Genomic DNA, 23,512 nt, shown 5'->3' with positions numbered 1-23,512 from the left:
GTTATTTAAAAGCATTAATAAAAGAAACCGCTTTGCGTATATCCGTTTCCGGCTGATCGCCGACTTCGCGCTCTATAGTCAAATAGCCCGTATATCCAATCTCCTGAAGCGCAGCAAAATATTCAGCAAAAGGAACTTTGCCCTCACCGAGAGGCACTTCTCTGAAGGCTTGACCAGCGGATCCCATCTCAGCGATTTTTTGATGATCCATCTTTTCAAAGCCAAGAAAGCCGTATACTTCCCTAGGATCGATTTCACGGAAGCGCACTCCATCTTTAACATGCGTGTGGACGATATAATCTTTTAGAATATGAACTCCCTGCACCGGATCATCTCCAGTAACCATTACCATGTTCGCAGGGTCAAAATTAACGGATACTCCATTGACCGTAAGCGAGTCCAGAAAAGACTTCAAATGCGCCGCTTTCTCCGGACCGGTTTCAATCGCGAAATAAGCATCCATGCTCCTCGCATAATTGCTCAGTTCCTCACATGCGACTTGCATGGAATCGTAAATCTCACTCTGCACATCGTCAGGCACAATCCCGATATGGGTCGTGACGATGTTCGTTCCAAGCTCCATGGCCAGATCCAGAATCCGTTTCGATTTCTCGACTTTCTCATAATTGGCTTTGCGGTCCTGGAAGCCATGTCCGCCCAAATCACCACATAGCGCCGATATCTCAAGGCCTAGCGAATCGATGTAGCTTTTGAGCTCCTTGCGTGCATGAGACGGCAAATTGGCAGGGTCCATTTCTCCACTCACCGCATAAATTTGGACGCCTTGTGCACCTACATCTTTGGCTTTTAAGAGCCCTGAACGAACTCCAATTCCAAAGCTATCCACGATAACTCCGATTTTATTAGTTAGCTTCACAGTAGATCCCATCCTTTCTTTTCTCGAATTTATTAAGGAATAATGCCTATAGCTGTATCTTTCAGAGGAAGCTCCTTACACCAGCTATTATCCTCCTGCTTACCATTCAACTTCTTTGCCTTCGGCTGCCGACTGATAAATACCGCTCAAAATTTTCAGCATCTCCACCCCATCCTCTACTGGGCTTAGCAATTCCGCATTACCTTGGCAGCAGTCGATGAAATGGTTAATTTCAGCTTGAAAGGCTTGCTGAAACTCGAAGCTTGGCTGATCAATCTGTGGTGTTACATTCAAAATAGTCTGATGCTTCTCGGTAATAATTTGCAGCTCAGGCTCAATCTCAGCCCCACCGTTTTCACCGTAGATCTTGACGGTCAGCTCATCTTTTTTGGCATGCAGCGTAAAGCTGACATCTACGAATAGAGAAGCACCATTATCAAAACGAATTAACGCGTTCGCCAAGTCCTCCACGTTATTTTTGTCTGCATCGTAATCCGCCGCTTTATAAAATGCTAAGTTGTCAATGTGTTTACGATTACCTAGCTTCCGATATGAATTCCCGCTTACGGATTTAACCTTGGGCTTGCCCATCAAATACCAGCACAAATCAATGATATGAACTCCAAGATCGATCAAGGGCCCGCCGCCGGAACGCTCGCCATCCGCGAACCATCCACCAGGATTGCCTAATCGGCGCAAGCAGGAGGCCTTGGCATAATAAATGTCCCCAAGCTCACCCGCATCGATAAACTTGCGCAGCGTTTGTACATTTTGTCCGAACCGCCTCACATAGCCAACCTGCAGCAGCTTCCCTGTACGCTGTACCGCATCCTGCACCCTCAGCGCTTCCTCCACTGTCTTGCAAAGAGGCTTTTCGCATAGCACATGCTTGCCCGCTTCCAATGCGGCGATACTGATCTCCGCATGAGTGTTGTTCCAGGTGCAGATACTTACCGCATCGATATTCGGGTCGGCTAACAGTTCTTTGTAGTCAGTGAAGGTTCTTGAGGCTTTGTATTGTTCAGCTTTTCCCTTCGCTCTCTCTCCATTAAGGTCACAAATGGCAACCAGCTCAACGTTCGGATTGGCCGCATAGGCCGTTAAATGCACATTCGAAATGGATCCTGCGCCAATCACGGCGACTCTTACTTTAGACATGTTTATCGTTCCTCTCCTTGGGGATAACTGCTTGAAAAGCTCTTTTCCAAACAGCGCTTTCACGATACAATTACTTTTACAAGCATGTTGCATATGTTCATACCACATTACCGCTATATTGCACATAAGGAACACATTAAACCAAACATACCATGCATCGGAGGCAGACGTGAATGTACAAAGTAACAAGTTTCATGGACTATATGATCAGTCCTGTTCCGATTCGCATCATTGACCGCAAGGTGGATAAAAGCAAGCTCAACCTGAAGACTTTAACTGTCACCAACGTCGGGCATTTGCCAGGCAGAACACTACAAAGGAACGAAGCGACTTTTCAAACTTGGGCACTTGTTTATATCACAGGCGGGAGAGGCTACTACAAGGTTAATAACGGAGTACGGCAAACCGTGGAATCTGGGAGTATATTCTGGTTTTATCCGGATGCTGTGTTCGAATATGGCCCGGAAATGAACGGTTATTGGGATGAATATTATTTCAATATAGAGGGGGAACGGTTAAAGGAGTGGTTGGAGTACTGGCCCATTCACCCTGGAAGAGTCCGTCAGGTCGGTACGGATGATTCCTTGCAAAATCGAATTGATCGTATTTTTATGCTCATGGAGAGCGGGACACCCGCGAATGTTGATCGTGCTTCGCTGCTGCTTGAATCATTGTTGTATGAGTTTATTTGGAGTGCAAATCAAATTCCAGAGCACGGAAAATCCCAGCAAATGAATCAAATTTTGGAGGATATATCCAACTCATTGCTCCAACCAATTGATGCCGCCAAATTAGCCAAACGCCATCACATTTCGGTTTCGACACTGCGCCACAGCATCAGCGAATATACCGGATACCCTCTCAATGAATATATCCATCGGTTGAAGGCTGCAGAAGCCAAAAATATTTTATTAAATACAGACCTGACCCTTAAAGAAGTTTCCGATACATTGGGATATAAGGATGTTTTCTACTTCTCACGGCTATTTAAGAAGTATGTTGGGCTGGCTCCGAACGTTTACCGTAAAAATATGTGAGGTTATTGATAATAAAAAAACGCCTTGCGGTGTCCTTGGAAAGTGCTATCCCAAAATTCATTTTGGAACAGCCCATCCACCATTATCGTGAAAATAGGGTTGCAAAAGAACCCTCCATATAAAAGTTTCTTTTGCACATTCTATCGGATTCATTCACTCACTAACCAGGGTTTACCCTTTTGAGATAGCCCTTCTTGGGTATTCTCAGCGAATAGTAGAGATGAGGTCGCATTCCAACGCGTGCTAATCGCGGGGTTCGGGGTTCGTAACAAGCACTGCATGGCAGCCTAGCGAATCCCACGCAATTATCAGGAAAATGTCACATTATTTTCTCCCGAAAATAGCGTTTCAAGCCCTATAACTGGAATTTCTCCTGATAATTCTAAGGATTTGGGCTGATCTCAGCCATATCACCTAGATTAGCAGGAGCTTTTCCAGTTAGATTGGTTTCAAACGATATCCAGGCTGGATTAACGGGAGGATTTCCATCTATCGTCTTCCGCGTGGGGTTCGACCGACCGCCATGCAATGCCGCAACGCGCGCCCGGGATTTGCGCGCGTTGGAATTTTGGCAGCCATAAGAGTATCCTGTGCCTCCTTTACAATGAAAGCAACCTAAAAAAACAGGCTTCCCATAAGCAATTCTGCTTAGGAAAACCTGATCTTTACTACATTTCCTTCAATGCCTGAAGCACTTCCGCTACGTGGTTCTTCACCCTTACCTTGCGCCATTCCTTAACGAGCTTGCCGTTTTCGTCAATTAAGAAGGTTGAGCGTACAACTCCCATATACTCTTTACCGTACAGCTTTTTCAGCTGCCATATACCGAATAGCTCGCAAACCTGGTGATCGGGATCGGATAACAGCAGAAAAGGCAGCTCGTATTTCGTTATAAATTTGTCATGCTTTTTCAGATCATCCGGACTGATTCCGATCACTTCAGCATTTAATTGTGCAAACTGACCGTTATAATCGCGGAAATCGCATGCTTCCTGCGTGCAGCTCGGAGTCATATCGGCTGGATAAAAATAGATCACCAGCCTCTTTCCCCGGTACTGCTGCAACGATACCTGCTGGCCGCTGCTCGCCAAAAGTGTAAAATCAGGTACAACTTTATCTATCTCTACCTTAGCCAAAATTCCTCAGTTCCTTCCTCTTTATACACCGTGTAACTAAAAAATGAGTCCTTACTCCGGCTTATCCGCAGTCGCTTTAAAGCTTTTCAGCGAGGCCGCAAGCTTAGCTTCTGCCTCAGAGCTAGCCTTCAGCGGTTTATCCGATCTAACGGCCAGCGACGCCTTGACCAGCATTTGCTCCGGCATATAGCCTTCCTTCTGGTTGTCAGCCGTAACCGCCAAAATCAGATTATAGTCCGGGATGACGAAAATTCGTTGGCCACCCGACCCTGAAGCGTAGAATACTTCGTGATCCAACATTTCATTTTGCTCACTGGCGATTGGCTTAAGCCACCAGAAATAACCATAACCGCCCTGTGTACCGTCTATTATAGGTTGTTTCACTCGCTGCTTTATAGAAGCTTCGACCCATTTGCGCGGCACAATATTTTGGCCGTCCCACTGGCCTTCATGCAAATACATGAGCCCAAACTTGGCCATATCCCTCGTCGTAAGCTGTAAGGACCACCCTCCAACGGACACTCCCTGCGGATCTGTCCCCCAAGCTGCGTTGGATATCCCTAATGGGTCAAAAAGCTTGGTTTTAGCATAGTAGCTTATAGGAATCCCAATCGCTTCCTGCAGGATGCCTGACATTAAGTGAGAGCTGCCGTTGCTGTAGTTAAACACAGTTCCTGACTGAGCAACGACTGGCTTATTAAGCACATACTTGATCCAGTTTGGTGAATCGGCCATTTCATTGGATGAGCGGTCGCCCTTATTATCCCATTCCAATCCCGAAGTCATCGTAAGCAGATTATCCAACGTAATATTAGCCTTCTTCTGGTCTTCCTGAACCTCCGGAAAAAAATCCTTAAGCTTCTGATCTACCCCAGTCAGTATGCCCTCCTCAATAGCCATCCCTGTAATCGCGGAGGTGAAGCTTTTCGTTACTGAATACATCGGCTGTCGTTTATCCGCATCGGTATCCTGATTATAGCCTTCAGCCAGTAAATAGCCGTTACGGATAAGGGCGAAGCTATGGAGATTATGCCCTTTGAATTGATCCACCATTTCAGCAAGCGCGGCGGAATCAACTCCGTGCTCCTCAGGCTTGGCGGTTTTCCACCCTTTGGTGGGCCAGTAATCCGGCGACTTCACTTTCTTAATCGATTCAATCGCTTGCTCACTCGAATAGGCGCTTTGCGGTTTCGATGATGCGGGCTTTTTGGCTTCGCCGCATCCTGCCGTTGACGCCATCATACAGCACAGCAGGAGCATTCCGCCTTTTTGTGGCAGACTGCTCCTGAAACTTCGTGTAGGTCCTTTATCCTTTAGGTTGGTTTCTCTGTTCTCTCTATATTCCATCTCCAGGCTCCCTCCTATCTTATAAGAAGGATTATAGAACACACGCATGGAGAAAGAATGATATTTACCTAAAAGTTTGCTTAAAAGAAGCTTAATTTTTGCTGAAAATGGAGGTTAGAGTACACGGTAACTACTTACTTCCAATAGTCAGCCACAAACCTTCACCCCATGCTCTTTAAGAGCCGGCGCCGCGGTATCGCTTGATTCCAAAGTTCCATACAGCAAGCGCAAACACCAGGAACACCAATCCGACAAGCGGCGTCAAAAGCGCGAAGGTCCCCCAATGCTCACGATCCAGAAAATAAGCGGCAGGATAGAAGCCAACGAAGCCGAACGGCAGCACCCAAGTCAGCAGGAAGCCTAGCAGCTTATTATAAATCGTCATCGGGTACCGGCCGTAGTTTTGTAAATTCCACAGCAGAGGTAAAATCCCCGTCGGCGAATCTGAGAAAAACGACAGCGAGGTGAAGAAAATGTACACCCCTCCGTAGATCATGATCGAGCCCAATACAAGCAGCACGAGCACAAATGGATCATACCAGGTCAGACTAAGACCCAAATGAGTCCAGGAGTAAATCATGATGGCAAATCCGGTCAAAGCGCTGAACAGCGAGGACGGGTCCATATTTTCCAGCATCAGCTGCACCAGATTATAGGCCGGTCTTGTTAAAATACGGTCCAGCTCACCCTTCACAATATACCGTTCCGTAAATCCCCACAGATTGAAAAAGGTAATAAAAATACCGTAGGGCACCATAAAATAGCCGTAGACAAATAAAATCTGATGCTCGTTCCATTCGCCAATCTGCTGGGTATGCTGAAACACCACCAGAATGAAAAACAAATTCAAACCATTAAACAGCAAATCCGATAACACTTCGATCCAGAAATCGGAACGGTAGGACAAGCGCGTTTTCATGTAATTTTTCAAGTAATCAATTAGTAAGCCTGCATAGAACATGCTATCAACCCCCCTGCACGAACAGACGTGTCCGTGCGCCGCGCCATAGCAGATAGAGCGGAACAATCAAGAGAACAAACCATAGAAGCTGCACTCCGAACACCTGGTAAACTGCGCTACCGCTCACTTTTCCCGTAAACACAGCGCCCGGCAAATACGTTATCGCCTGAAAAGGAAGGAGCTTCAAGATACCTTCCGCCCAGCCTGGAAAAAATGACATGGGTACCACTAGCCCTGAGAACAGATCGACGACAACCCTCTTCATGCGCATCATGCCTTCGTTATTTTCAAGAAAAAAAGCGAACAAGCCCGTAATAATATTAATCTGCGAGTTAATAAGAAAGCTTAGAAACAGCATCAGCAGAAAAATTCCCCACACCTCAAGATCCGTTGGCAGCTTAACCGGAATCAAGAATGAAATGACGACCATTCCAGGTACAGAGAACAGGAAGAAACGGAATATACCTTCTCCGAGACCCTGCATCATTTTTACAATGATATAATTGTAGGGACGAATAAACTGAATGGCCACACTGCCGTCCTTGATTTCATTAGCGATTTCCCGATCCAGGTTATTGAAATAAAAGGCTCGCGCCATCCAGGATACGGCGACGTATGTAGTGATCTGTGCTACAGTCATTCCGCCCAGCAATTCGTTAGTGCCATAAATAGCTTTCCATAAAAAGTAATACGCTCCAATGTTAAGCGCGTAAATAATGATGCCGCTATAGTAATTGACGCGGTAAGCCAGCATCATCAAGAAGCGGATGCGGATCATATCGATATAAGCGCTATACATGTACGGCCACTTCCTGTTCCTCCTTAGACGCTTGTCCAAGGGTCCGGCGATTCTCGGTATCAGCCGAGCCTGATTTATAAATTTCACGAACGATGTCGTCCGTATTTGTCTCGACGATTTTGATATCTTCGATATTCATCACACCGACAACACGGCTAAGCACCTCGGACACATTGGCTTGCTGTTGAGGGATCCATACACGGGCAATGAGGTTGTTCTCGATTGACCAAGCTACCTCAAGACCTTGGGTCAGCCCTTGCAGCCGCTCAAGCGTTACCGGTTCGGTAAACTGAAGGATAACCTCTTTGCCCTTGCCCCACTTGGCCTTCAATTCTTCCAATCCGCCGTCATAAATAATGCGTCCATCGTCAAGCATAATAACCCGGGAGCATAGGGCTTCAATATCCTGAAGATCATGCGTGGTCAGCAATATCGTTGTTTCATAACGTTGATTCATCGATTTTAAAAACTCACGAATCTCGGTCTTAACTACAATATCCAGCCCGATGGTCGGCTCGTCCAGAAACACAATTTGCGGGTTATGCAGCAGAGACGCCGCCAGCTCACATCGCATACGTTGTCCCAAGCTCAGCTTCCGAACAGGGCGGGATAACAGCTTAGCAAGCTCCAATCGCTGCACCAGCTCATCTAGGCGCTGCTTAAAGTCAGCTTCCGAGACACGGTACACCTTCTTAAGCAGCTGAAAGGATTCAATAACACCGATATCCCACCAAAGCTGGCTTCGTTGACCGAACACGACACCAATGTGCTGTACGAAAGCCTCCCTATCTTTGTAGGGAACATAGCCGTTTACACGGATGTCTCCGGAGGTCGGAACAAGAATGCCGGTCAACATTTTGATCGTGGTGGATTTGCCAGCTCCATTCTCGCCGATATAACCGCAAATTTCTCCTTTTGGAATTTGAAAGCTTATGTCTTTTACAGCTGTGACTTGGTTATACTCTCGATTAAACAGGTCGCGCAAAGCTCCTTTCAGCCCTTCACGGCTCTTTTGAACTTTGAACTCCTTTCGCAGGTTGTTCACTTCAATGGCTAGCATATCTTCCTCCTGATGGTTTATTCAAAATACGACAGACCTCCACAGCAAAAAGGGGTATTACACTGCGCCTCTTCAGCTCATTTTGTCTGATTATGTTGAAACTTGATATAAATAAAGCAAACAAACTATAATAATTATAGGAGATCATTCATTGGATGCAGCAGCCAACATAATATCCACAGATGAATTTCTGGCGGCTTTTGCTACCTGAAAAAATTTCCACTGGCCATTCACGTATGATCCCGCAGCATTGTCAAACGCTATATGCATAATGATACACGAACCCATCGCAAAGGAAAAGGAACGAACACTTGATGAAAGGGGCGGATCAGTTGGCTAGAAAATTAAAATGGTCTCTGCTGTCGGTAGTTATACTTCTCTTAGGGGTGCTCGGATATTATACATATGCATTCGTAAATTTCAGCAATAAAATACAAAGCAAGCCGGAGGGCAGCAAATTTTTCAACACTCTCTCAACCCACAGCCTTTCGAAAACCAGTGAAACCTTTACACCTCCCAAATGGGAAGGCAAACAGCGGGTTAATGTGCTGCTGCTTGGTGGAGATTCCCGAGGGATGAAGAAGAATGAAGTGCCGCGTTCGGACACTTTAATAGTAGCGTCTATTGATCCGACCACGAAGAAAGCATACCTGTTTTCTATCCTGCGTGACACGTATGTAAAGATTCCAGGCTCTGGCGAAGATCGTATCAATGCGGCCTTGGCACTGGGCGGTCCCAATTTGGCTATGAAAACGGTGGGCGACCTTCTCGGCATTCCGGTGCAATACTATGTATATACCGACTTCAAGGGCTTTATGGCTCTCGTTGATGCCATAGACGGCATAGATATCGATGTTGAAAAGAACATGAAATACTCGGATTCCGAGGATGGTCATGAATATGATATTAATCTTAAAAAAGGTATGCAGCATTTGGACGGCAAAATGGCGCTTCAGTACGTCCGGTTCCGGCATGATGCATTAAGCGACTTTGCTCGAACAGAGCGGCAACGGAATTTTATGCAGGCCGTTGCACAAAAGATGCAGAGCACTTCCTCCATTATCAAGCTTCCAAAAATTTTAAGCAGCATAGATCCCTATATTGAAACTAATCTTACTACAACCGATATGTTGAAGCTTGGAAGCCTTGGCTATGAGGCCAAGACCGAAGGAATGGTAAGTCAACAAATCCCTCCTTCCGAGCTCCTGATTGAGAAGCGGGTAGGAAGTGCGGAGGTCATCTCCGTTAATCGCGATAAGCTTCAAACCTACATTCAAGCGTTATTCAATGGTAGTGATCCTTCCGCAGCAGCGGCAGGAGTAAAAGAAAGCATGAAGAGCAGCGAACCAGCAACGGTCACCCCAAGCTCAAGCACAGGCATAAAAAGCAATGCACCAAACGCCCCTCCCGCTGCCAATACAAAAAGCACCGGGGTGGGCACCGTTCCTAACACCGGCCTAAAAGCCGGTACAGCAGGAACAACTCCCCTGACTGGGGCCAAACTGGACGTTCCCGTCCCTGCATCTAAACCAATCAGCAGTTCTTCCGCTGTCCCGGATTCAAAGCCGGCCGCTAATGACAAATCAAGTAGTGGAGCAAGCAGCACACCGACTGCAGGCGAGAAAACCATCGGTACTGGGGCCGCTCCGACTAATGATGGCAAAAGCAATGGACCAACCAGTTCGCCTGCTCACACCGAGAAAACCATCGGCACTGGAGCCGCCTCAGCTAATGATACCAAAAACAACGGGCCAAGCAATGCTCCCAATACTGGAGCCAAGCCAGGCGAGGTAACAACAATTCCCTCCACAGACGGGAAACAAGACAAAGCCATTACCACTCCTGCTAATGGGGCAAAACCCAATGCAACGAGCAGCACACCTACCCCTTAACCCAAGCTTTAGAAAACTTTTATGAGTGACCATATCATTTAACGTTAGTAACTAGTTAGTAAACTAAAGCACGCACTTATGCTAATTCCTTTTAATAAGAAGGGGCTGATCGAAAATGATCCCTATCTATACGGTTGATGCATTCACTGCTACTCCTTTTACAGGAAATCCCGCTGCTATATGTATTCTCGATGAATTTCCTGAAGATGATCGTTGGCTGCAGCAAGTTGCTGAGGAAACTAATCTGTCCGAAACTGCCTTTCTAGTCGATTTAGGTAACGGAAGCTACAAGCTCCGGTGGTTCACACCGAAGTATGAAGTGGATTTATGCGGTCACGCCACATTAGCAAGTGCTCAAGTGCTCTGGGAAACCGGTGCAGCCTACAGCTTTAATCATCTGCGCTTCCATACGAAGAGTGGGGTGCTGACTGCCAAGAGACTGGATGATGGAATTGAGCTGAACTTTCCAGCAGAGCCTCCATCCCCTGCAGAAATGCCGCAAGTGTTAGTCGAAGCATTGAATGGAATTATTCCTACTGCGGTTTACCGTAACAGACTGGACTATATTATTGAACTTGAATCGGAAGCTTCTTTGAGAGCGTTGGAGCCTGATTTTAAAAAGCTGAAGGAGCTCCAGGCACGCGGTCTTATAGTAACAAGCCTTTCGGATCATGCCGATTTTGATTTTGTTGCTCGCTGTTTCTACTCTCCAATCGGCATTGATGAGGATCCAGTTACCGGCTCAGCTTATTGCGGACTAGCGCCATATTGGAAGGACAAGCTGGGAAAAAGCAGCTTTACAGCTGCTCAGCTGTCAAAAAGAGGCGGCCTTCTAAGGCTGCAAATGGCGGGCGACCGTGTTCTTATCCAGGGACAAGCCGTTGTTGTGGTCAAAGGACTCATAATGCGGTAAGCTCTCATGGACTGATTGTGCTAGGAGCGGCTTTTAGCTCCCGGCTATTTTTCGTTATACAACCATTAAAGGAGTTTTTGCAATGACTAATTCAGCAATTCCTGCCCTACCTAAACCACGCTCCGAGGAGCTATATAAGGAAGCGCTGCAGCATATTGTAGGGGGCGTCAACAGCCCCTCCCGTTCCTTCAAAGCAGTGGGCGGCGGTTCACCCGTCTTTATGAAGCGCGGTCAAGGTGCCCACTTCTGGGACGAGGATGGCAACCGCTACATTGACTACTTAGCCGCATATGGGCCTATTATTCTTGGTCACGCTCACCCGCATGTAACGGCTGCTATATGCCGCGCTGCGGAGAACGGCACCCTGTTCGGCACACCCACTGAACTGGAAATCGAATTCGCCAAAATGATCAAGGCCGCTATCCCATCGCTTGATAAAGTTCGTTTCGTCAACTCCGGTACGGAAGCAGTGATGACGACCATCAGGGTCGCCCGCGCTTATACAGGACGCAGTAAGATCATTAAATTCGCCGGCTGCTATCACGGCCACTCCGACCTTGTTCTGGTTGCAGCAGGCTCCGGCCCCTCAACGCTTGGGATTCCCGACAGCGCCGGGGTACCGTCAAGCATCGCGAGCGAGGTCATTACTGTGCCGTATAACAGCATCGAGGCACTCGAGGCCGCTCTTGAGCGGTGGGGCGATGAAGTCGCCGCCGTCATGGTTGAGCCCATCGTGGGCAACTTCGGCATGGTTATGCCGAAGCCCGGCTTCCTCGAAGGGCTGTGCGCCGCAGCGCGGCGGAACGGCTCCCTCGTCATCTATGACGAGGTGATCACCGCGTTCCGCTTTCATTACGGCGCAGCGCAAACCTTTGATGGCCTAGAAGCGCCCAGCCTCGCGGCCATCGAGCCAGACCTCACGGCCCTGGGCAAAATCATCGGCGGCGGGCTGCCGATCGGGGCCTATGGGGGCCGCAAGGACATCATGGAGCAGGTAGCGCCCCTCGGCCCCGCTTATCAAGCGGGGACCATGGCGGGCAACCCTGCCTCCATTTCTGCAGGCATTGCATGCCTGCAGGCACTTCAAGAGCCGGGTCTGTACGACCGGCTCAACAAGCTCGCGGCCGGCCTTGAAGCCGGCCTGGCGTCAGCCGCGCGCGAGCACGGCATCGCGCTGACGATCAATCGCATCCGCGGATCGCTGTCGACCCACTTCTGCAGCCATCCCGTAAGCAACTACGAGGAAGCTCAGGATACGGACGGCGAGCAGTTCGCCCGCTTCTTCCGTCTGATGCTCGATCAGGGCATCTGTCTCGCTCCATCGAAGTATGAGGCATGGTTTATGACCTCCGCCCATACCGATGACGACATTGCCGCTACAATAGAGGCGGCAGAACGTGCTTTTGCTCTAATGGCTAAGGATCCTATCAGCTCCCACTAATTTGCATGAAATGAGCTTCGCGCATTCATATTTCTTTATTATAGCTTAGATAAAATGAGGAGGCTTAATTTGCAAAGCCTCCTCTTTGTTTTTTACGATTTAAACGAAATCATTTCCCCTACAATGTTAGTTACCTCAATCAACGTCTCTGCCCAAAGACGAACCATTTCCTAAATGTTCCACCATTTCGTTCGTCTTTATAAATAAGCACTCTCACTCAACTTTTTACCTTTATTCACCATTTATGCAAATTAGATAACGCTTACATTCATTCTTTCCCCATAATGCTCTATTGTGCAGCAAGTCATTTCGTGATATTCTATACATACTCTTTTTTTTATAAAATCGGCTGAAACGTAAGGTTTTTGACCTAAAAGCCTTTACGATATGAGCTCATTTTGTCGAGGTGAGCACATTATTTTTTTTTGTTGCAGCATACACAATCTTCATTCACAACCGTTGACAGACTGCCGCAAAATTCATTTATACAGTATAAGTGAATTTTTATTCATCCTTTCTGTGTTACTAGGTTCGTCCGCTTATACGAATCTGCATCAACAACTTTGCTTGAGGACGATTTAATAGTCCCATACACTTTTTTGGGAGGTGACGGTCAGCCTGCTGACCACAACAATGAACGAAGTAATGCGTAATGAAGGCCGTTTTCAAAATTTATTAGGTACCGAGCACGACAGCTGCGGTATTATCTGTATCATTGAGAAGGACGGATCACCATCCCGTGATAATATCCGCAAAACGATTGATGCCCTTGTAAAAATGGAACATCGTTCGGGTTTTATTAACGGCGAAGGAGACGGATGCGGTATTTTGACCGATATTCCAAGAGCTCTTTGGGAGAAGAAACTGATTGACGCAGGGCTCGATGGTAAACTTGCGTACAATGAACGCTTCTCGGTTGCCCATATTTTCGTACCTCGCAAGCTGGATATTTCGGCAGCAGATATGCAGAATGGCATTCGCGAACTGTTCGCTCAACACCATATCACCATTATTCTGGAGCAAGAAAATCAAGTTGACAGCAGCGTACTGGGTGCCAACGGTTTGAATGATGAACCAACCTTCTGGCAAATTGCAGCTATTTGCGACAAACAAGAGGTTGTTGTAGCAGATCATTTATTTGAACTGCACACTGCGATTGAGCGCCTCTACAACGTGCACGTAGCTACATTAAGCAATGTAACAGCAGCCTACAAAGTTATGGGTGCTGCAAGCATCCTTCCAAAATACTTCAACGACACCCGCGATCCACTTTTTGCTGCCCAAGTCACAATCGGTCATAACCGTTATTCGACTAATACACAATCAAGCTTTTTCCGCGTACAGCCCTTTTCCCTACTTGGACATAATGGAGAAATTAATACCGTTAAGAAACTGCGTCTGGAAGCAGACATGGTTGGCGTTCAACTCGTTGACGGCGGCAGTGATTCTCAAGACATGAACCGTACGATTGAAACGTTCATCCACCGATTTGGCATTAGCTTGTTCGAAGCAATGGAAATCGTATTCCCTCCTATCATTAATGAAATGAAACAATTCCGTCCTGAACTGCAAGATTTATATGTTTACTACCGTCAAGTCTGGGGGCACTACGCCCAAGGTCCGGCTGGAATTGTTTCCCGTTATGGAAATGAATGTATTTTTAGCGTAGATGCTTTAGGCTTACGTCCGGTTTGGATGGTAGAAAGTGACACTTCTCTTTACTTCTCCTCGGAGCAAGGTGTAATTACGGTCGATGAAATGGTAGCCGATCCGAAGCCAATCGCACCTGGTGAGAAAGTTGGCGTTATCTTGACACCAGGCGAGCATGTTCAGGTGATTCCTTATTCAGGAGTTCAATCGTTGGTTTATACACGTGCCAGCAGCAAGGTTAAATTTGAAGGTATGCGTAAGCATTTGAAGGATGAGAGACCATCTGTTGAGGCTGTTGCACAAGAGGATGTGGCTATTACCGACGCGCTTTATAGTGCTTTTGGCTGGGACCGTGAAGGTATTCAGATGATCGAAACGATGTCCGAAACCGGTGCAGAGCCGATTCGTTCGCTTGGACATGACGGACCACATGCAGCAATCAACTGGGAGCGTCAAAACATCCCTGACTTTATAAAAGAAAGCGTAGCTGTCGTAACGAACCCGGCGATTGACCGTGACCGTGAGATGGAGCATTTCTCCACACGTATCATTGTCGGACCCCGCCCATCCGTTTATGGCCAGCTGGATCAGCGTTTACGAATCGAATTGCTGACGCCTCTATTATTAGAAGGCAGCAATGCTGTTGATTCCGTGTCAGAGCTTGGACAGCTGAGCTTTGAGCAGCTGCGAGATTTGTTTGCCGCTCAAGGTGACAACGCTGTTGCTGTATTGTCTACAACATTCGCCCGCGGCTCTTCCATTAAAGATGCATTGGCTCAGCTTGCCGCCGATGCGATTGCAGCTGTGAAGAATGGCGCCATGTTGCTGATCCTTGATGACGCCGATGCACATCAGAACGAGCGCTTGTTCCTTGAGCCTCACCTAGCTGTTTCGCAAATCGATATTGCGCTCAGAGCAGAGAAATTAGCTTTTGGCGATAACCTGCGCCGTCAAGCTACAATAGTGCTGCGTACAGCGGCAATCCGCAACCTGCATGATATTGCAGTAGCCTGTGGCTTGGGCGCTGACCTGATCTCGCCTTATCTTTTGTTTGGAACTGCAGCAGATAAGAACGGAGCTTCAGCGGCACGCAAAGTATACAGTGCCCTTAGCAAAGGCTTGGAGAAAGTTATATCCACTATTGGTACACATGAGCTGCGCGGCTATACCCGCTTCTTCTCATCCATCGGCTTAAAGCCGGAAGTATCCGATGTGTTAGATATCGTGAACTACTTGGGAAGCGTGAACGCAGGTACCGGCTTCGCTGAATTGGAGAAGGATGCCGAAGCTCGTTATCAAGACTTCTCTAATCCAAAAGCCAAAGCTGCGCGTAACTTCCACTTCTTCCAACGTATGTGGAAATCTCTTGGAGAAACCGCTTCAGGCACGGCACCCTATAGCGATTATAGCGACAAGCTGCGCGAAGAAGAGAAGCGAAATCCGATTTCCATTCGTCACGTGGCCGATTTCAACTATGATCTCGCTCATCAGGAAGGCCGTAAGCCTCTGGACCCATCGAAAGTCGATATCGGAATCGGCGGTCATGATTTGCCAATCCTAATCTCCTCCATGTCGTTCGGTTCCCAGAACGAAACTGCGTTCCGTGCCTATGCGGAAGCCGGCGAGCGTCTGAACATGGTAACCATGAACGGCGAGGGCGGAGAAATCAAGGATATGCTGGGCCGTTACAAAAGAACACGTGGCGCGCAGGTAGCGTCCGGACGTTTTGGGATTAACGTTGAATTGGCTAATGCCGTGGCCTTCTTGGAAATCAAGATTGGTCAAGGAGCAAAACCTGGTGAAGGCGGCCATTTGCCTGGCTCCAAGGTTACAGCCAAAATAGCGGAAGCACGGAATGCAACTATCGGTTCCGACCTGATCTCGCCTTCTAACAATCATGATATCTACTCTATCGAAGATTTGGCGCAAATCATTTCCGAGCTAAAGGAAGCAAGCGGCCGGAAAGCCAAAATCAATGTTAAAATACCTGTCGTTCCTGGCATCGGTACGATTGCAGTCGGTGTTGCCAAAGCGGGAGCTGATGTTATCACATTATCCGGCTTTGACGGCGGCACAGGCGCTGCGCGTATTCACTCCTTGACGCATGTAGGCTTGCCAACCGAGATCGGTACCAAGCTGGCTCACGTGGCTTTGATCGAAGCTGGTCTTCGTCACAGAGTTGAGTTGTGGTCTGACGGCGGATTGAAATCCGGTGCGGATGTCGTCAAAATGATGTTACTAGGCGCTAATCGCTGTGGTTTCGGCAGTATCTCCATGCAGGCTATTGGCTGTACCACTTGCCGCGGCTGTCATTTGGATACTTGCCACGTAGGGATTGCCACCCAAATTGACTCCATGGAAGAAGCGGAAGAAAAAGGTCTTCGCCGTTTCGTGCCACGTGTATTTGAGACCGCTGTGGATTCACTCGTTCGTCTGTATGGCGGCATGGGTCAGGAAATTCGTGAAATTGTGGCTCAATTGGGCTTTGCTAGCGCACAAGAGCTTGTTGGACGTTCCGATCTTCTGCAGCAAATCAGCTGCCTGGATAAAATCGATCTATCCGATATTCTACGTCCGGCTCCGATTTCATTTGCAGCAGCTCAAGAGGCTGAATTGGAAGCTGCGGCTACCGTTTCATCCGATATCCGCATAGCAGCAGGTGCTGAAGGTCAGGAATTTTTCCCGGATTCGCTTTCCTTCGATGCTCCAATCGTACGCAACTGGTCCAAAGTGGACGCGGAATCCCGCATCTTGGGAACACGTTATGCCAGCCATCGTGTAAGAGACCGATTCGACGGAAGCTACGATAGCTTGCCTGAAGTATCCTTGAACTTAATAGATGGTTCCGTTCCCGGTAACGGCTTGGGCGCTTTCAATTCACGCGGCCTGAATATTACGGTACATGGCGGTGCTGAAGACGGCGTTGCCAAAATGTCATTCGGCGGTAAAGTGGCCATCTTGAAATCACTGAGCAAAAACAAGCAATTCATCAACGGATCCGTAGGTAAATCATTCGGCTACGGTGCGCAAAAAGGCTTGTTCCTGGTTCAAGGCAATGCGGATACTCGTGCCTGCATTCGTTTCTCAGGAGCCGATGTCGTATTCGGCGGTGAAATTACTTCCCCGATTCAAGATGAGCTCGGTGGTCTTGCGAGCCGCGCCAACATGAAAGGCTTTGCCTTCGAATACATGACTAACGGGCGCGCCGTAGTGCTTGGCGACCCGGGTCCATGGATTTGTGCGGGTATGACCGGCGGTGTTATCTACCAGCGTCTAGTTCCTGATATGGGATTGGACGAAGCAGCAATCACACGTCGTATTGCCAAAGGTGCCAAGGTGAAGATCGAAAAGATCGGACCACAGAGCATCAAAGATCTGAACGAACTGCTGGGCGCTTATCACCAAGAGCTTCTAGGTTCCGGTCAAACTGATGCAGCAGCAACCGTTGAATATTTGTTGGCCAATCTTGAAGCCAACTTCGTCCGTGTTGCACCTGTTAACTTGCAAGCTGACCAATCGGTTGCAACGGAATAATACCAAGTTCCATAGAAACCCCCTTGGAGAAAAGCTCCAAGGGGATTTTTCTGTTTGCCTTTGTATGGCTCAGTACGACATCGTCACCGAATGAAGCAGCCTCAATGCTCGCTTCCCCGATTTAACGCAATGAATAAATTGAGCATAGCCTGTGATGAGCCATGCTTGGCCGCTGGAAGCTGAACCTCCTGCATACGGAAAATACCTCCGCCCCCACCATGCTCTTGATAAGCAACTCCATTTAACTCGTACCCGTCGACCTTTGATTTTTTACTGTATGCCATCAGATTTGGATTAAGTAATGACCGCTGCTTCATGTCGGCAATAGAATCGGGTGTGAACCCTTGTTCCTCTGACCAATCTCGCAGCTCCGGAAAATAAGCTCCAATATTAGCAATGATACAGCCTTGGCAGCCGCCGCTATCCATATAGGCAATAAACTGTTCAGGATCATCGGGACTTTCTAGTCGAATTGCGGAAGAGCCGTTAGCACCAACTTCCCCTGATGCAACATTCCAGTCTTTGGGAGCAAGCAAAAGCACACCATTCACATTGTCTCCAAGGTTCATCCAATAAGCAGCCAGCTGCTCCTGCAGCGCAGAAGGTATGGAGTAAGACACGGCTTTTAAGGGCATTTTCAGGGTAACCGTAGTAGGATGGCTTGGATCGTCTACACCGTAGCTTGCACGGATACAGATCAATGGCAATTGTACTTCTGCGGCCTTTTCCCCTTTTCCAAAAGCAAGCTTTCCACAATCAACGGCCAACTGCTGCTTATCAACCTTGTTCTCCGCATCTTCAGAAGGCTGCACTTCAAGCTTCTGGTCCGCTTTTAATTCTGTGCTGTTAGAAGGCGACTGTTGTGGTGATGCTGTTGGTGATGTTTTCGCAGCGGAAGGCATTGTTCTTTCTGAAGACGAGACTGCGGTTGGCTGAGCTGCATTCAGAGTTGAAGTTTGTGAACCATCGGCAGCACGTTTCCCTTCACAACCTAAACTTCCTATTGCAATAATAGAAACACCGATGATAATTAGACTATGCCTCCAAATAGTTGCTCCCATGTTTACCCGTCCTTTTTTCATTGAGTAAATATTAGACGCTTCCACAATACCTTTAGTTGCATCCGCCCTTTAGGGCACGAATTCTCCAGGTCCAATCTTCCCGATCTCCCTATTGAGCACTGATTACTCACGCAACCCCATAGTCTGCCTTCAACAAATAACTCGCTTCGGAACGAGTCCGAAACGAGCTATTTATTAATTCATAAATTTAAAATACCCTGCCGCTGACAAATTCACTTCATACGGTTATTTGAGTATTATATCTGCAATAAAGGCTAGATCAAGATCATTAATAACACCGTCATTATTAACATCGGCTTGACTGTAAGAGCTCCAGTCCGGACTGCTGGAAGTAAGGCCATAAACTGACGAAACTATACCAACATCACCGACATTTATTATGCCGTTCCCACTCACATCACCCGCAGCAACTTGGAGCCTAGACTCTTGGAATGCTGTGAACGCTTGATTGAGCTGAAGCACCGCAGCGTCCATCTGCTGCTGGGATGCGGATGCATCGGACGCTACTGTAGCTGCTACCGTTATAGCAGCATTTAGAATCGCTTTACTGCCAGCCGGGTATTGCCCATTATGAGTACCCTCCACAGCCGTATTATAGGCGGCTTGAACCGATGCAATTAGCGTTTGAAGCGAGCTTTTGTTCACTGCTGTCACTTGTATGGATAACGATGCTGTTGTTGCCTCTATTTGACCGCTTTGATTATTAGAAAGCTTCGCTGAAGTTACGGTGATCAGACCTGTTCCTGGCTGGCTAAGGTTTTTGGCTTGCCAATTCAGTTTAATGAGCTCGCCATCCGCTGTAACAGCGTCTGCCGGTCCCTGAACCCCCGCAACAATTCTAACTTGCCCAGGAGTGTCTGTAATAATTTGCGATAACGAGAAACCTGACTTTAATGATTCCGCCGACACAAAGGTCAGAACATTCGCATCATATTGGAACGTAACATCCTGTGTATAAATAGCTTTGTACACACTGGCTGCAACGTTGCTCAGCCCATAGCTAGAGCTGAAAAGCTGTCCGGATGAAGCCTGCTGAAGACCGGCCAAGGTAACATTAGGAACGATTACGGGAGCTGGCGTTTGTCCGGAAATCGTAATCGTACTGCTGCCGGACACGCCCGAGGCGTCCTTTGCTTTAGCTGTCACTTTTACAGTTCCATCCTTGACAGCCTGAAGCAAACCGCTACTGCTTATTGTTGCTTTGTCGGTAGCTGTAACTCCATCTGCTTCATAAACAGACCAAGCAACGGCTGCATTCGTGGCATTATTCGGAAGCACCGCCGCCGACATCTGCAGCGTACCGTTCTTTGTAGAGATGGAGCTTCCTCCTGAGGAGGCAACTTGAATGCTATCCACGAGAACCGTTGCAGGTGCCGCTGACGGTGTAGCGCTGACAGAGGCGGAATTGGCACTAGAACCGGTGGCATTAACGGCATTTACCACATAATAGTAGGTACTGCCATTAGTTACACTGAAATCATCGTAAGCAGCGGCCGTCACGCTTGTAGCGATAAGTGAAAAAGGACCGTTTGTTGCTGTGCCACGCTTCACCATATAATAAGTTGCATCTGTTACCGTATTCCATGTTAAGCCTACATGTGCGTTACCTGACGCCGCCGCGAGCCCGGTAGGCACAGCAGGTACAGCAGGTGTAGGCAGAGCAGGTGTGGCGTTAACTATTGCCGAGCTTGTAGAGCCATTCGTCCCATTTGCCGTTACAGCATAATAATATTTCGTACCGTTAACTAAGCCTGTAATCGATGCGCTTAGTGCTTGAATATTCGTTGCTGAGGATACTGGTGTAAAAGGTCCGGTCGCGTTTGTGCTCTGGCTGAGTGTGTAGGAATTCGCACCGGAGGCTGCATTCCAGCCCACGGATACGCTGCCGTTGCCACTGACGGCCAATACGTTCTGCGGAGCTGCTGTGCCGAAAACGGCTGTGCCATCCGATCTAACAATGCTTACATTATCAAACTCAACTGTGGCTGCCGTAACGGCTAAGCCTACATTTAATGTTGGCGATGCGAGCGTGTTGAGTGTATCCGTCCTTGAGTAAAACTGTGAAAAGGAGATGCCGTCCATTGCATAGAATGCTTTGTACGTATTCCCAGTCTTCTCCATCTTTAAATAAACCGGCGCATTTGCCGTTATACTTGAAGGCGTCGTTGTCGCCGCTCCGACATCCGTTCCGAACCTTCTATACCCTGCTATTGCCCCTGTAACAGGTCCGGCAACGGACGTTGGCTTTAGAAAAATGGAGAGAGAATTGGATTCATTTGTCACTCCATCTTTTACCATCAGGATAGCCCGGTTCTCCGTATTTATAACTGTGTTCCCCGGTTCAATGCCTACTGTAGCAACCCTTGCGGTCATAGTGAAGTCCCCGCTCACTGGGACATTCAGGAAATAGGCAGTGTCTCCACCTGTTGGGGTTGTACTTTGAATTTTACCGCGATTGGCTGCAACGGTAAATTTGCCGTTGGCAAAGCTTGAGCTTTGTTGGCTTACATATGCAGTTTGCCCGCTTGTAGTCGAACCGTTCATTACGGTTTCCGACCACCCTTGAGGCAAAGAGCTGTCGGCCCATGCAGCAAGCGGACACATAGGTAACGCCATAGCCAAAGCCATTATAATACCAAGCGCTTTATTCAATCTTGAGGCTTTCATTTGGATGCTTCCCTCCTATATTTCCCGTAGATTGGCCTCAGATAACTGCATCTTTCCATCCAAGGCCATGCTCAACTGCAGTTCGATAATTAATTAATGAAGCTAATATATTGGAGCAAGCGTTTTAAAACTACTGCCGATTCGGCACGTGTAGAATTGGCGGAAGGGTCAAACCTATCAGCGCTTTTACCGTTCATGATTTTGGCATCGATCGTTTGCGCTATTGACTCTTTAGCCCATGCACTAATTGCAGCCTGATCTTTGAATACATCCACCTTTTTCGCGTCAACCGCTTTTTGCTTACCCACTAAATTTATAGCACGACTAATTAGAGCTGCCATTTGTTCTCGGGTAATGTTGGCATTTGGTGCGAAGGTATCCGCAGAAAGCCCGTCAACCAAGCCAGCTTTGGAAGCAGCGCCAACGAATCCCGCATACCAATCCGAGGCCGAAACATCCTTGAACTTGCTGCTTTTATCTTCAGTCAAGCCAAGCCCTTTCACAAGCAGTGTCGCAAACTCTGCACGCGTAATGTCACCTTGCGGCACAAAAGTCGTTTCAGTTCTACCGTTGACCAGCAGCTTGGATACAAGGATCTGTACATCTTCCTTAGCCCAATGCCCGTTTAAATCATTAAATGATTTATTAGATTCTACAATCGCATAAATACTGTTTCCTTGACGCTGTATAGTTGCTATTGTTTTGCCGTCCACGGTTTGGAATAAGGTCGGCACAAAGGTCATCTCTCCAGTTGCAGGATTATAGAGTACTCCTGTTGCCTTAGTCGGGTCTGTTCCAGCTGGAACTTCAATATTCCTCGGCAAGTAAGCTCCATTAAATTCGTTGATGCTCACCGTCTTCCCATTGCCCTGGGCAGTGATGCTGAAATCAACGGCGCCTGTTAACAGCCTCAAGCCAGATTGACCCGCGGTGTCTGCCACCTTCTGTGCATCCGTCCCACTCACTTTTTCAATGACAATACTGATGGTCACATCTTTTGCATCTGCTCCTAATGCTTGAGCTGCTTTCGAAATGTCTACCACTTTCACTGGCAAATAGTAGGTTACCGCATCGCTCTTCACAACAATTACGGTATCCTTCGGCAGCTTGGCGATCTCTGCTAATGAAGAAGCAGGCAGTTCAACCTTGACCGCACTTCCTTGGTTACTCATTTCAACCGTAATATTATTAGTGCTGCTGGTGTTCGTTTGAAGCTGCTTTATCGCCTCTGAGAGGCTATCCTTGCTTATGGACGCTACGGTAAGTTCTTTCCCCGTGTCCGTTTTTGACTTGGTAGTCTCCTTTACTGTAATAAGCGCCCCGCTTTGGCTCGCTCCAACTGTCGGCTGTGACGGCGATGCGGTACCACCCGATCCTTCACCGCCACTTGATTTGCTGCTACTGTGCTGAGGAGAAGTAATGTTAACAGATGCAGCAGCGGATTCACTCCAAAGGGTTTCTTGAGATTGGGAAGAAACCGCGATTACTTTACTTAATTTAATTTCAGCAGCTCCCACTGCAACTGTATTAAACGTAACGCTAGCTAAATTGACATTGCCATTATCCCCAGCTATTTGGCCGACTTTGGACTGGGCAAGCCTTATGGAATTACCCGACAGTTCAGGCTTAACCGAAAACCCGGTTGTGCCCGTGCTCGCCTCTTTATAGCTTAGCTTCTGATTATCAAATTGAAGTACAACCTCATAGCCGTACAAATCCACCGCGTTTTGTCCTTGAACCGTGACAGTCAATTCTCTGTTCATTTCCACGCTTGGAGTGCTTAGAGTTAACGAATACGTGGGACCGCCACTTGCAAAAATGTATGCGGGCAGGACAGGCATCGTCATTATCAATAAAGCCAAGCTTGTTATCCACAATTTGAGTCTCGTCATATTTGTCCGTCCTTTCTTTTGAAAAAAAACCTGGAGGCAGCCTAACGGCTGTCCTCCTGATCTCTC

Annotated in this window: 14 protein-coding genes and 1 pseudogene; 5 read left to right on the top strand and 10 right to left on the bottom strand. The window is 47.7% G+C overall.

Features of this window, described 5'->3' with window-relative positions; translation table 11 throughout:
* Window position 1: 1 nt before the first annotated feature.
* Window positions 2-877 carry a sugar phosphate isomerase/epimerase family protein gene (locus ACFQ0C_RS04775; protein ID WP_379364445.1) on the bottom strand — a complete coding sequence of 292 codons (876 nt, stop codon included), beginning with the start codon at window positions 875-877 and terminating at the stop codon, window positions 2-4.
* A 99-nt stretch (window positions 878-976) separates the two neighbouring features.
* The gene (locus ACFQ0C_RS04770) at window positions 977-2,035 is read right to left on the bottom strand and encodes a Gfo/Idh/MocA family protein (protein WP_379364443.1); all 1,059 of its coding nucleotides are present in this window, start codon (window positions 2,033-2,035) and stop codon (window positions 977-979) included.
* A 173-nt stretch (window positions 2,036-2,208) separates the two neighbouring features.
* Here ACFQ0C_RS04770 and ACFQ0C_RS04765 point away from each other — a divergent pair, with 173 nt between their 5' ends.
* Window positions 2,209-3,072, top strand: coding sequence for an AraC family transcriptional regulator (locus ACFQ0C_RS04765; protein WP_379364441.1), 864 nt, complete (start codon window positions 2,209-2,211; stop codon window positions 3,070-3,072).
* Window positions 3,073-3,740: 668 nt separating this feature from the next.
* Here the strand turns inward: ACFQ0C_RS04765 and bcp are convergent.
* The 5 genes from bcp to ACFQ0C_RS04740 all read right to left on the bottom strand — a co-directional run bounded on the left by bcp (window position 3,741) and on the right by ACFQ0C_RS04740 (window position 8,375).
* On the bottom strand, window positions 3,741-4,208 hold the full coding sequence (gene bcp / locus ACFQ0C_RS04760) for a thioredoxin-dependent thiol peroxidase (protein WP_379364439.1): 468 nt from the start codon (window positions 4,206-4,208) through the stop codon (window positions 3,741-3,743).
* A 51-nt stretch (window positions 4,209-4,259) separates the two neighbouring features.
* Complete coding sequence (locus ACFQ0C_RS04755) at window positions 4,260-5,555, bottom strand: serine hydrolase domain-containing protein (protein ID WP_379364437.1); 1,296 nt, start codon at window positions 5,553-5,555, stop codon at window positions 4,260-4,262.
* Between the two features lie 175 nt (window positions 5,556-5,730).
* Complete coding sequence (locus ACFQ0C_RS04750) at window positions 5,731-6,516, bottom strand: ABC transporter permease (RefSeq protein WP_258217249.1); 786 nt, start codon at window positions 6,514-6,516, stop codon at window positions 5,731-5,733.
* Window positions 6,517-6,520: 4 nt separating this feature from the next.
* The gene (locus tag ACFQ0C_RS04745) at window positions 6,521-7,315 is read right to left on the bottom strand and encodes an ABC transporter permease (protein ID WP_258217250.1); all 795 of its coding nucleotides are present in this window, start codon (window positions 7,313-7,315) and stop codon (window positions 6,521-6,523) included.
* On the bottom strand, window positions 7,308-8,375 hold the full coding sequence (locus ACFQ0C_RS04740; protein ID WP_379364434.1) for an ABC transporter ATP-binding protein: 1,068 nt from the start codon (window positions 8,373-8,375) through the stop codon (window positions 7,308-7,310). The genes ACFQ0C_RS04745 and ACFQ0C_RS04740 overlap by 8 nt, the downstream gene beginning before the upstream one ends.
* Window positions 8,376-8,707: 332 nt before the next feature.
* On the opposite strand from ACFQ0C_RS04740, the pseudogene ACFQ0C_RS04735 reads away from it, so the two are divergent.
* The 4 genes and pseudogenes from ACFQ0C_RS04735 to ACFQ0C_RS04720 all read left to right on the top strand — a co-directional run.
* A pseudogene (locus ACFQ0C_RS04735) lies at window positions 8,708-9,769 on the top strand (LCP family protein); the annotation flags it as partial.
* 613 nt (window positions 9,770-10,382) lie between these two features.
* Entirely contained in the window at window positions 10,383-11,180 is a 798-nt protein-coding gene (locus ACFQ0C_RS04730; RefSeq protein ID WP_379364432.1) for a PhzF family phenazine biosynthesis protein, read from the top strand.
* Window positions 11,181-11,262: 82 nt separating this feature from the next.
* Window positions 11,263-12,621: a glutamate-1-semialdehyde 2,1-aminomutase gene (locus tag ACFQ0C_RS04725; RefSeq protein WP_379364430.1), complete on the top strand. Its 1,359-nt coding sequence runs from the start codon at window positions 11,263-11,265 to the stop codon at window positions 12,619-12,621.
* Between the two features lie 633 nt (window positions 12,622-13,254).
* On the top strand, window positions 13,255-17,805 hold the full coding sequence (locus ACFQ0C_RS04720; protein WP_379364428.1) for a glutamate synthase-related protein: 4,551 nt from the start codon (window positions 13,255-13,257) through the stop codon (window positions 17,803-17,805).
* A 101-nt stretch (window positions 17,806-17,906) separates the two neighbouring features.
* Here ACFQ0C_RS04720 and ACFQ0C_RS04715 read toward each other — a convergent pair whose 3' ends face one another.
* The 3 genes from ACFQ0C_RS04715 to ACFQ0C_RS04705 all read right to left on the bottom strand — a co-directional run bounded on the left by ACFQ0C_RS04715 (window position 17,907) and on the right by ACFQ0C_RS04705 (window position 23,446).
* Window positions 17,907-18,866 (bottom strand): DUF4850 domain-containing protein, encoded by a 960-nt coding sequence (locus ACFQ0C_RS04715; RefSeq protein WP_379364426.1) that lies wholly within the window; start codon window positions 18,864-18,866, stop codon window positions 17,907-17,909.
* A gap of 246 nt (window positions 18,867-19,112) precedes the next feature.
* Window positions 19,113-21,554 carry a dockerin type I domain-containing protein gene (locus tag ACFQ0C_RS04710; protein WP_379364424.1) on the bottom strand — a complete coding sequence of 814 codons (2,442 nt, stop codon included), beginning with the start codon at window positions 21,552-21,554 and terminating at the stop codon, window positions 19,113-19,115.
* An 89-nt stretch (window positions 21,555-21,643) separates the two neighbouring features.
* Window positions 21,644-23,446, bottom strand: coding sequence for an S-layer homology domain-containing protein (locus ACFQ0C_RS04705; protein ID WP_379364422.1), 1,803 nt, complete (start codon window positions 23,444-23,446; stop codon window positions 21,644-21,646).
* Between the last annotated feature and the right edge of the window lie 66 nt (window positions 23,447-23,512).

It is taken from the genome of Paenibacillus sp. GCM10027630 (assembly GCF_042676305.1).
Taxonomy (GTDB): domain Bacteria; phylum Bacillota; class Bacilli; order Paenibacillales; family NBRC-103111; genus Paenibacillus_S.
The sequence above is the reverse complement of the archived record's forward strand: the minus strand, read 5'-3'. Positions and strand labels throughout refer to the sequence as shown.

Coding starts and splice junctions, on each gene's coding strand:
- ACFQ0C_RS04770 (WP_379364443.1), bottom strand. CDS start 2,035: ATGTCTAAAGTAAGAGTCGCCGTGATTGGCGCAGGATCCATTTCGAAT.
- ACFQ0C_RS04765 (WP_379364441.1), top strand. CDS start 2,209: ATGTACAAAGTAACAAGTTTCATGGACTATATGATCAGTCCTGTTCCG.
- ACFQ0C_RS04755 (WP_379364437.1), bottom strand. CDS start 5,555: ATGGAATATAGAGAGAACAGAGAAACCAACCTAAAGGATAAAGGACCT.
- ACFQ0C_RS04750 (WP_258217249.1), bottom strand. CDS start 6,516: ATGTTCTATGCAGGCTTACTAATTGATTACTTGAAAAATTACATGAAA.
- ACFQ0C_RS04745 (WP_258217250.1), bottom strand. CDS start 7,315: ATGTATAGCGCTTATATCGATATGATCCGCATCCGCTTCTTGATGATG.
- ACFQ0C_RS04740 (WP_379364434.1), bottom strand. CDS start 8,375: ATGCTAGCCATTGAAGTGAACAACCTGCGAAAGGAGTTCAAAGTTCAA.
- ACFQ0C_RS04730 (WP_379364432.1), top strand. CDS start 10,383: ATGATCCCTATCTATACGGTTGATGCATTCACTGCTACTCCTTTTACA.
- ACFQ0C_RS04725 (WP_379364430.1), top strand. CDS start 11,263: ATGACTAATTCAGCAATTCCTGCCCTACCTAAACCACGCTCCGAGGAG.
- ACFQ0C_RS04720 (WP_379364428.1), top strand. CDS start 13,255: ATGAACGAAGTAATGCGTAATGAAGGCCGTTTTCAAAATTTATTAGGT.
- ACFQ0C_RS04715 (WP_379364426.1), bottom strand. CDS start 18,866: ATGGGAGCAACTATTTGGAGGCATAGTCTAATTATCATCGGTGTTTCT.
- ACFQ0C_RS04710 (WP_379364424.1), bottom strand. CDS start 21,554: ATGAAAGCCTCAAGATTGAATAAAGCGCTTGGTATTATAATGGCTTTG.
- ACFQ0C_RS04705 (WP_379364422.1), bottom strand. CDS start 23,446: ATGACGAGACTCAAATTGTGGATAACAAGCTTGGCTTTATTGATAATG.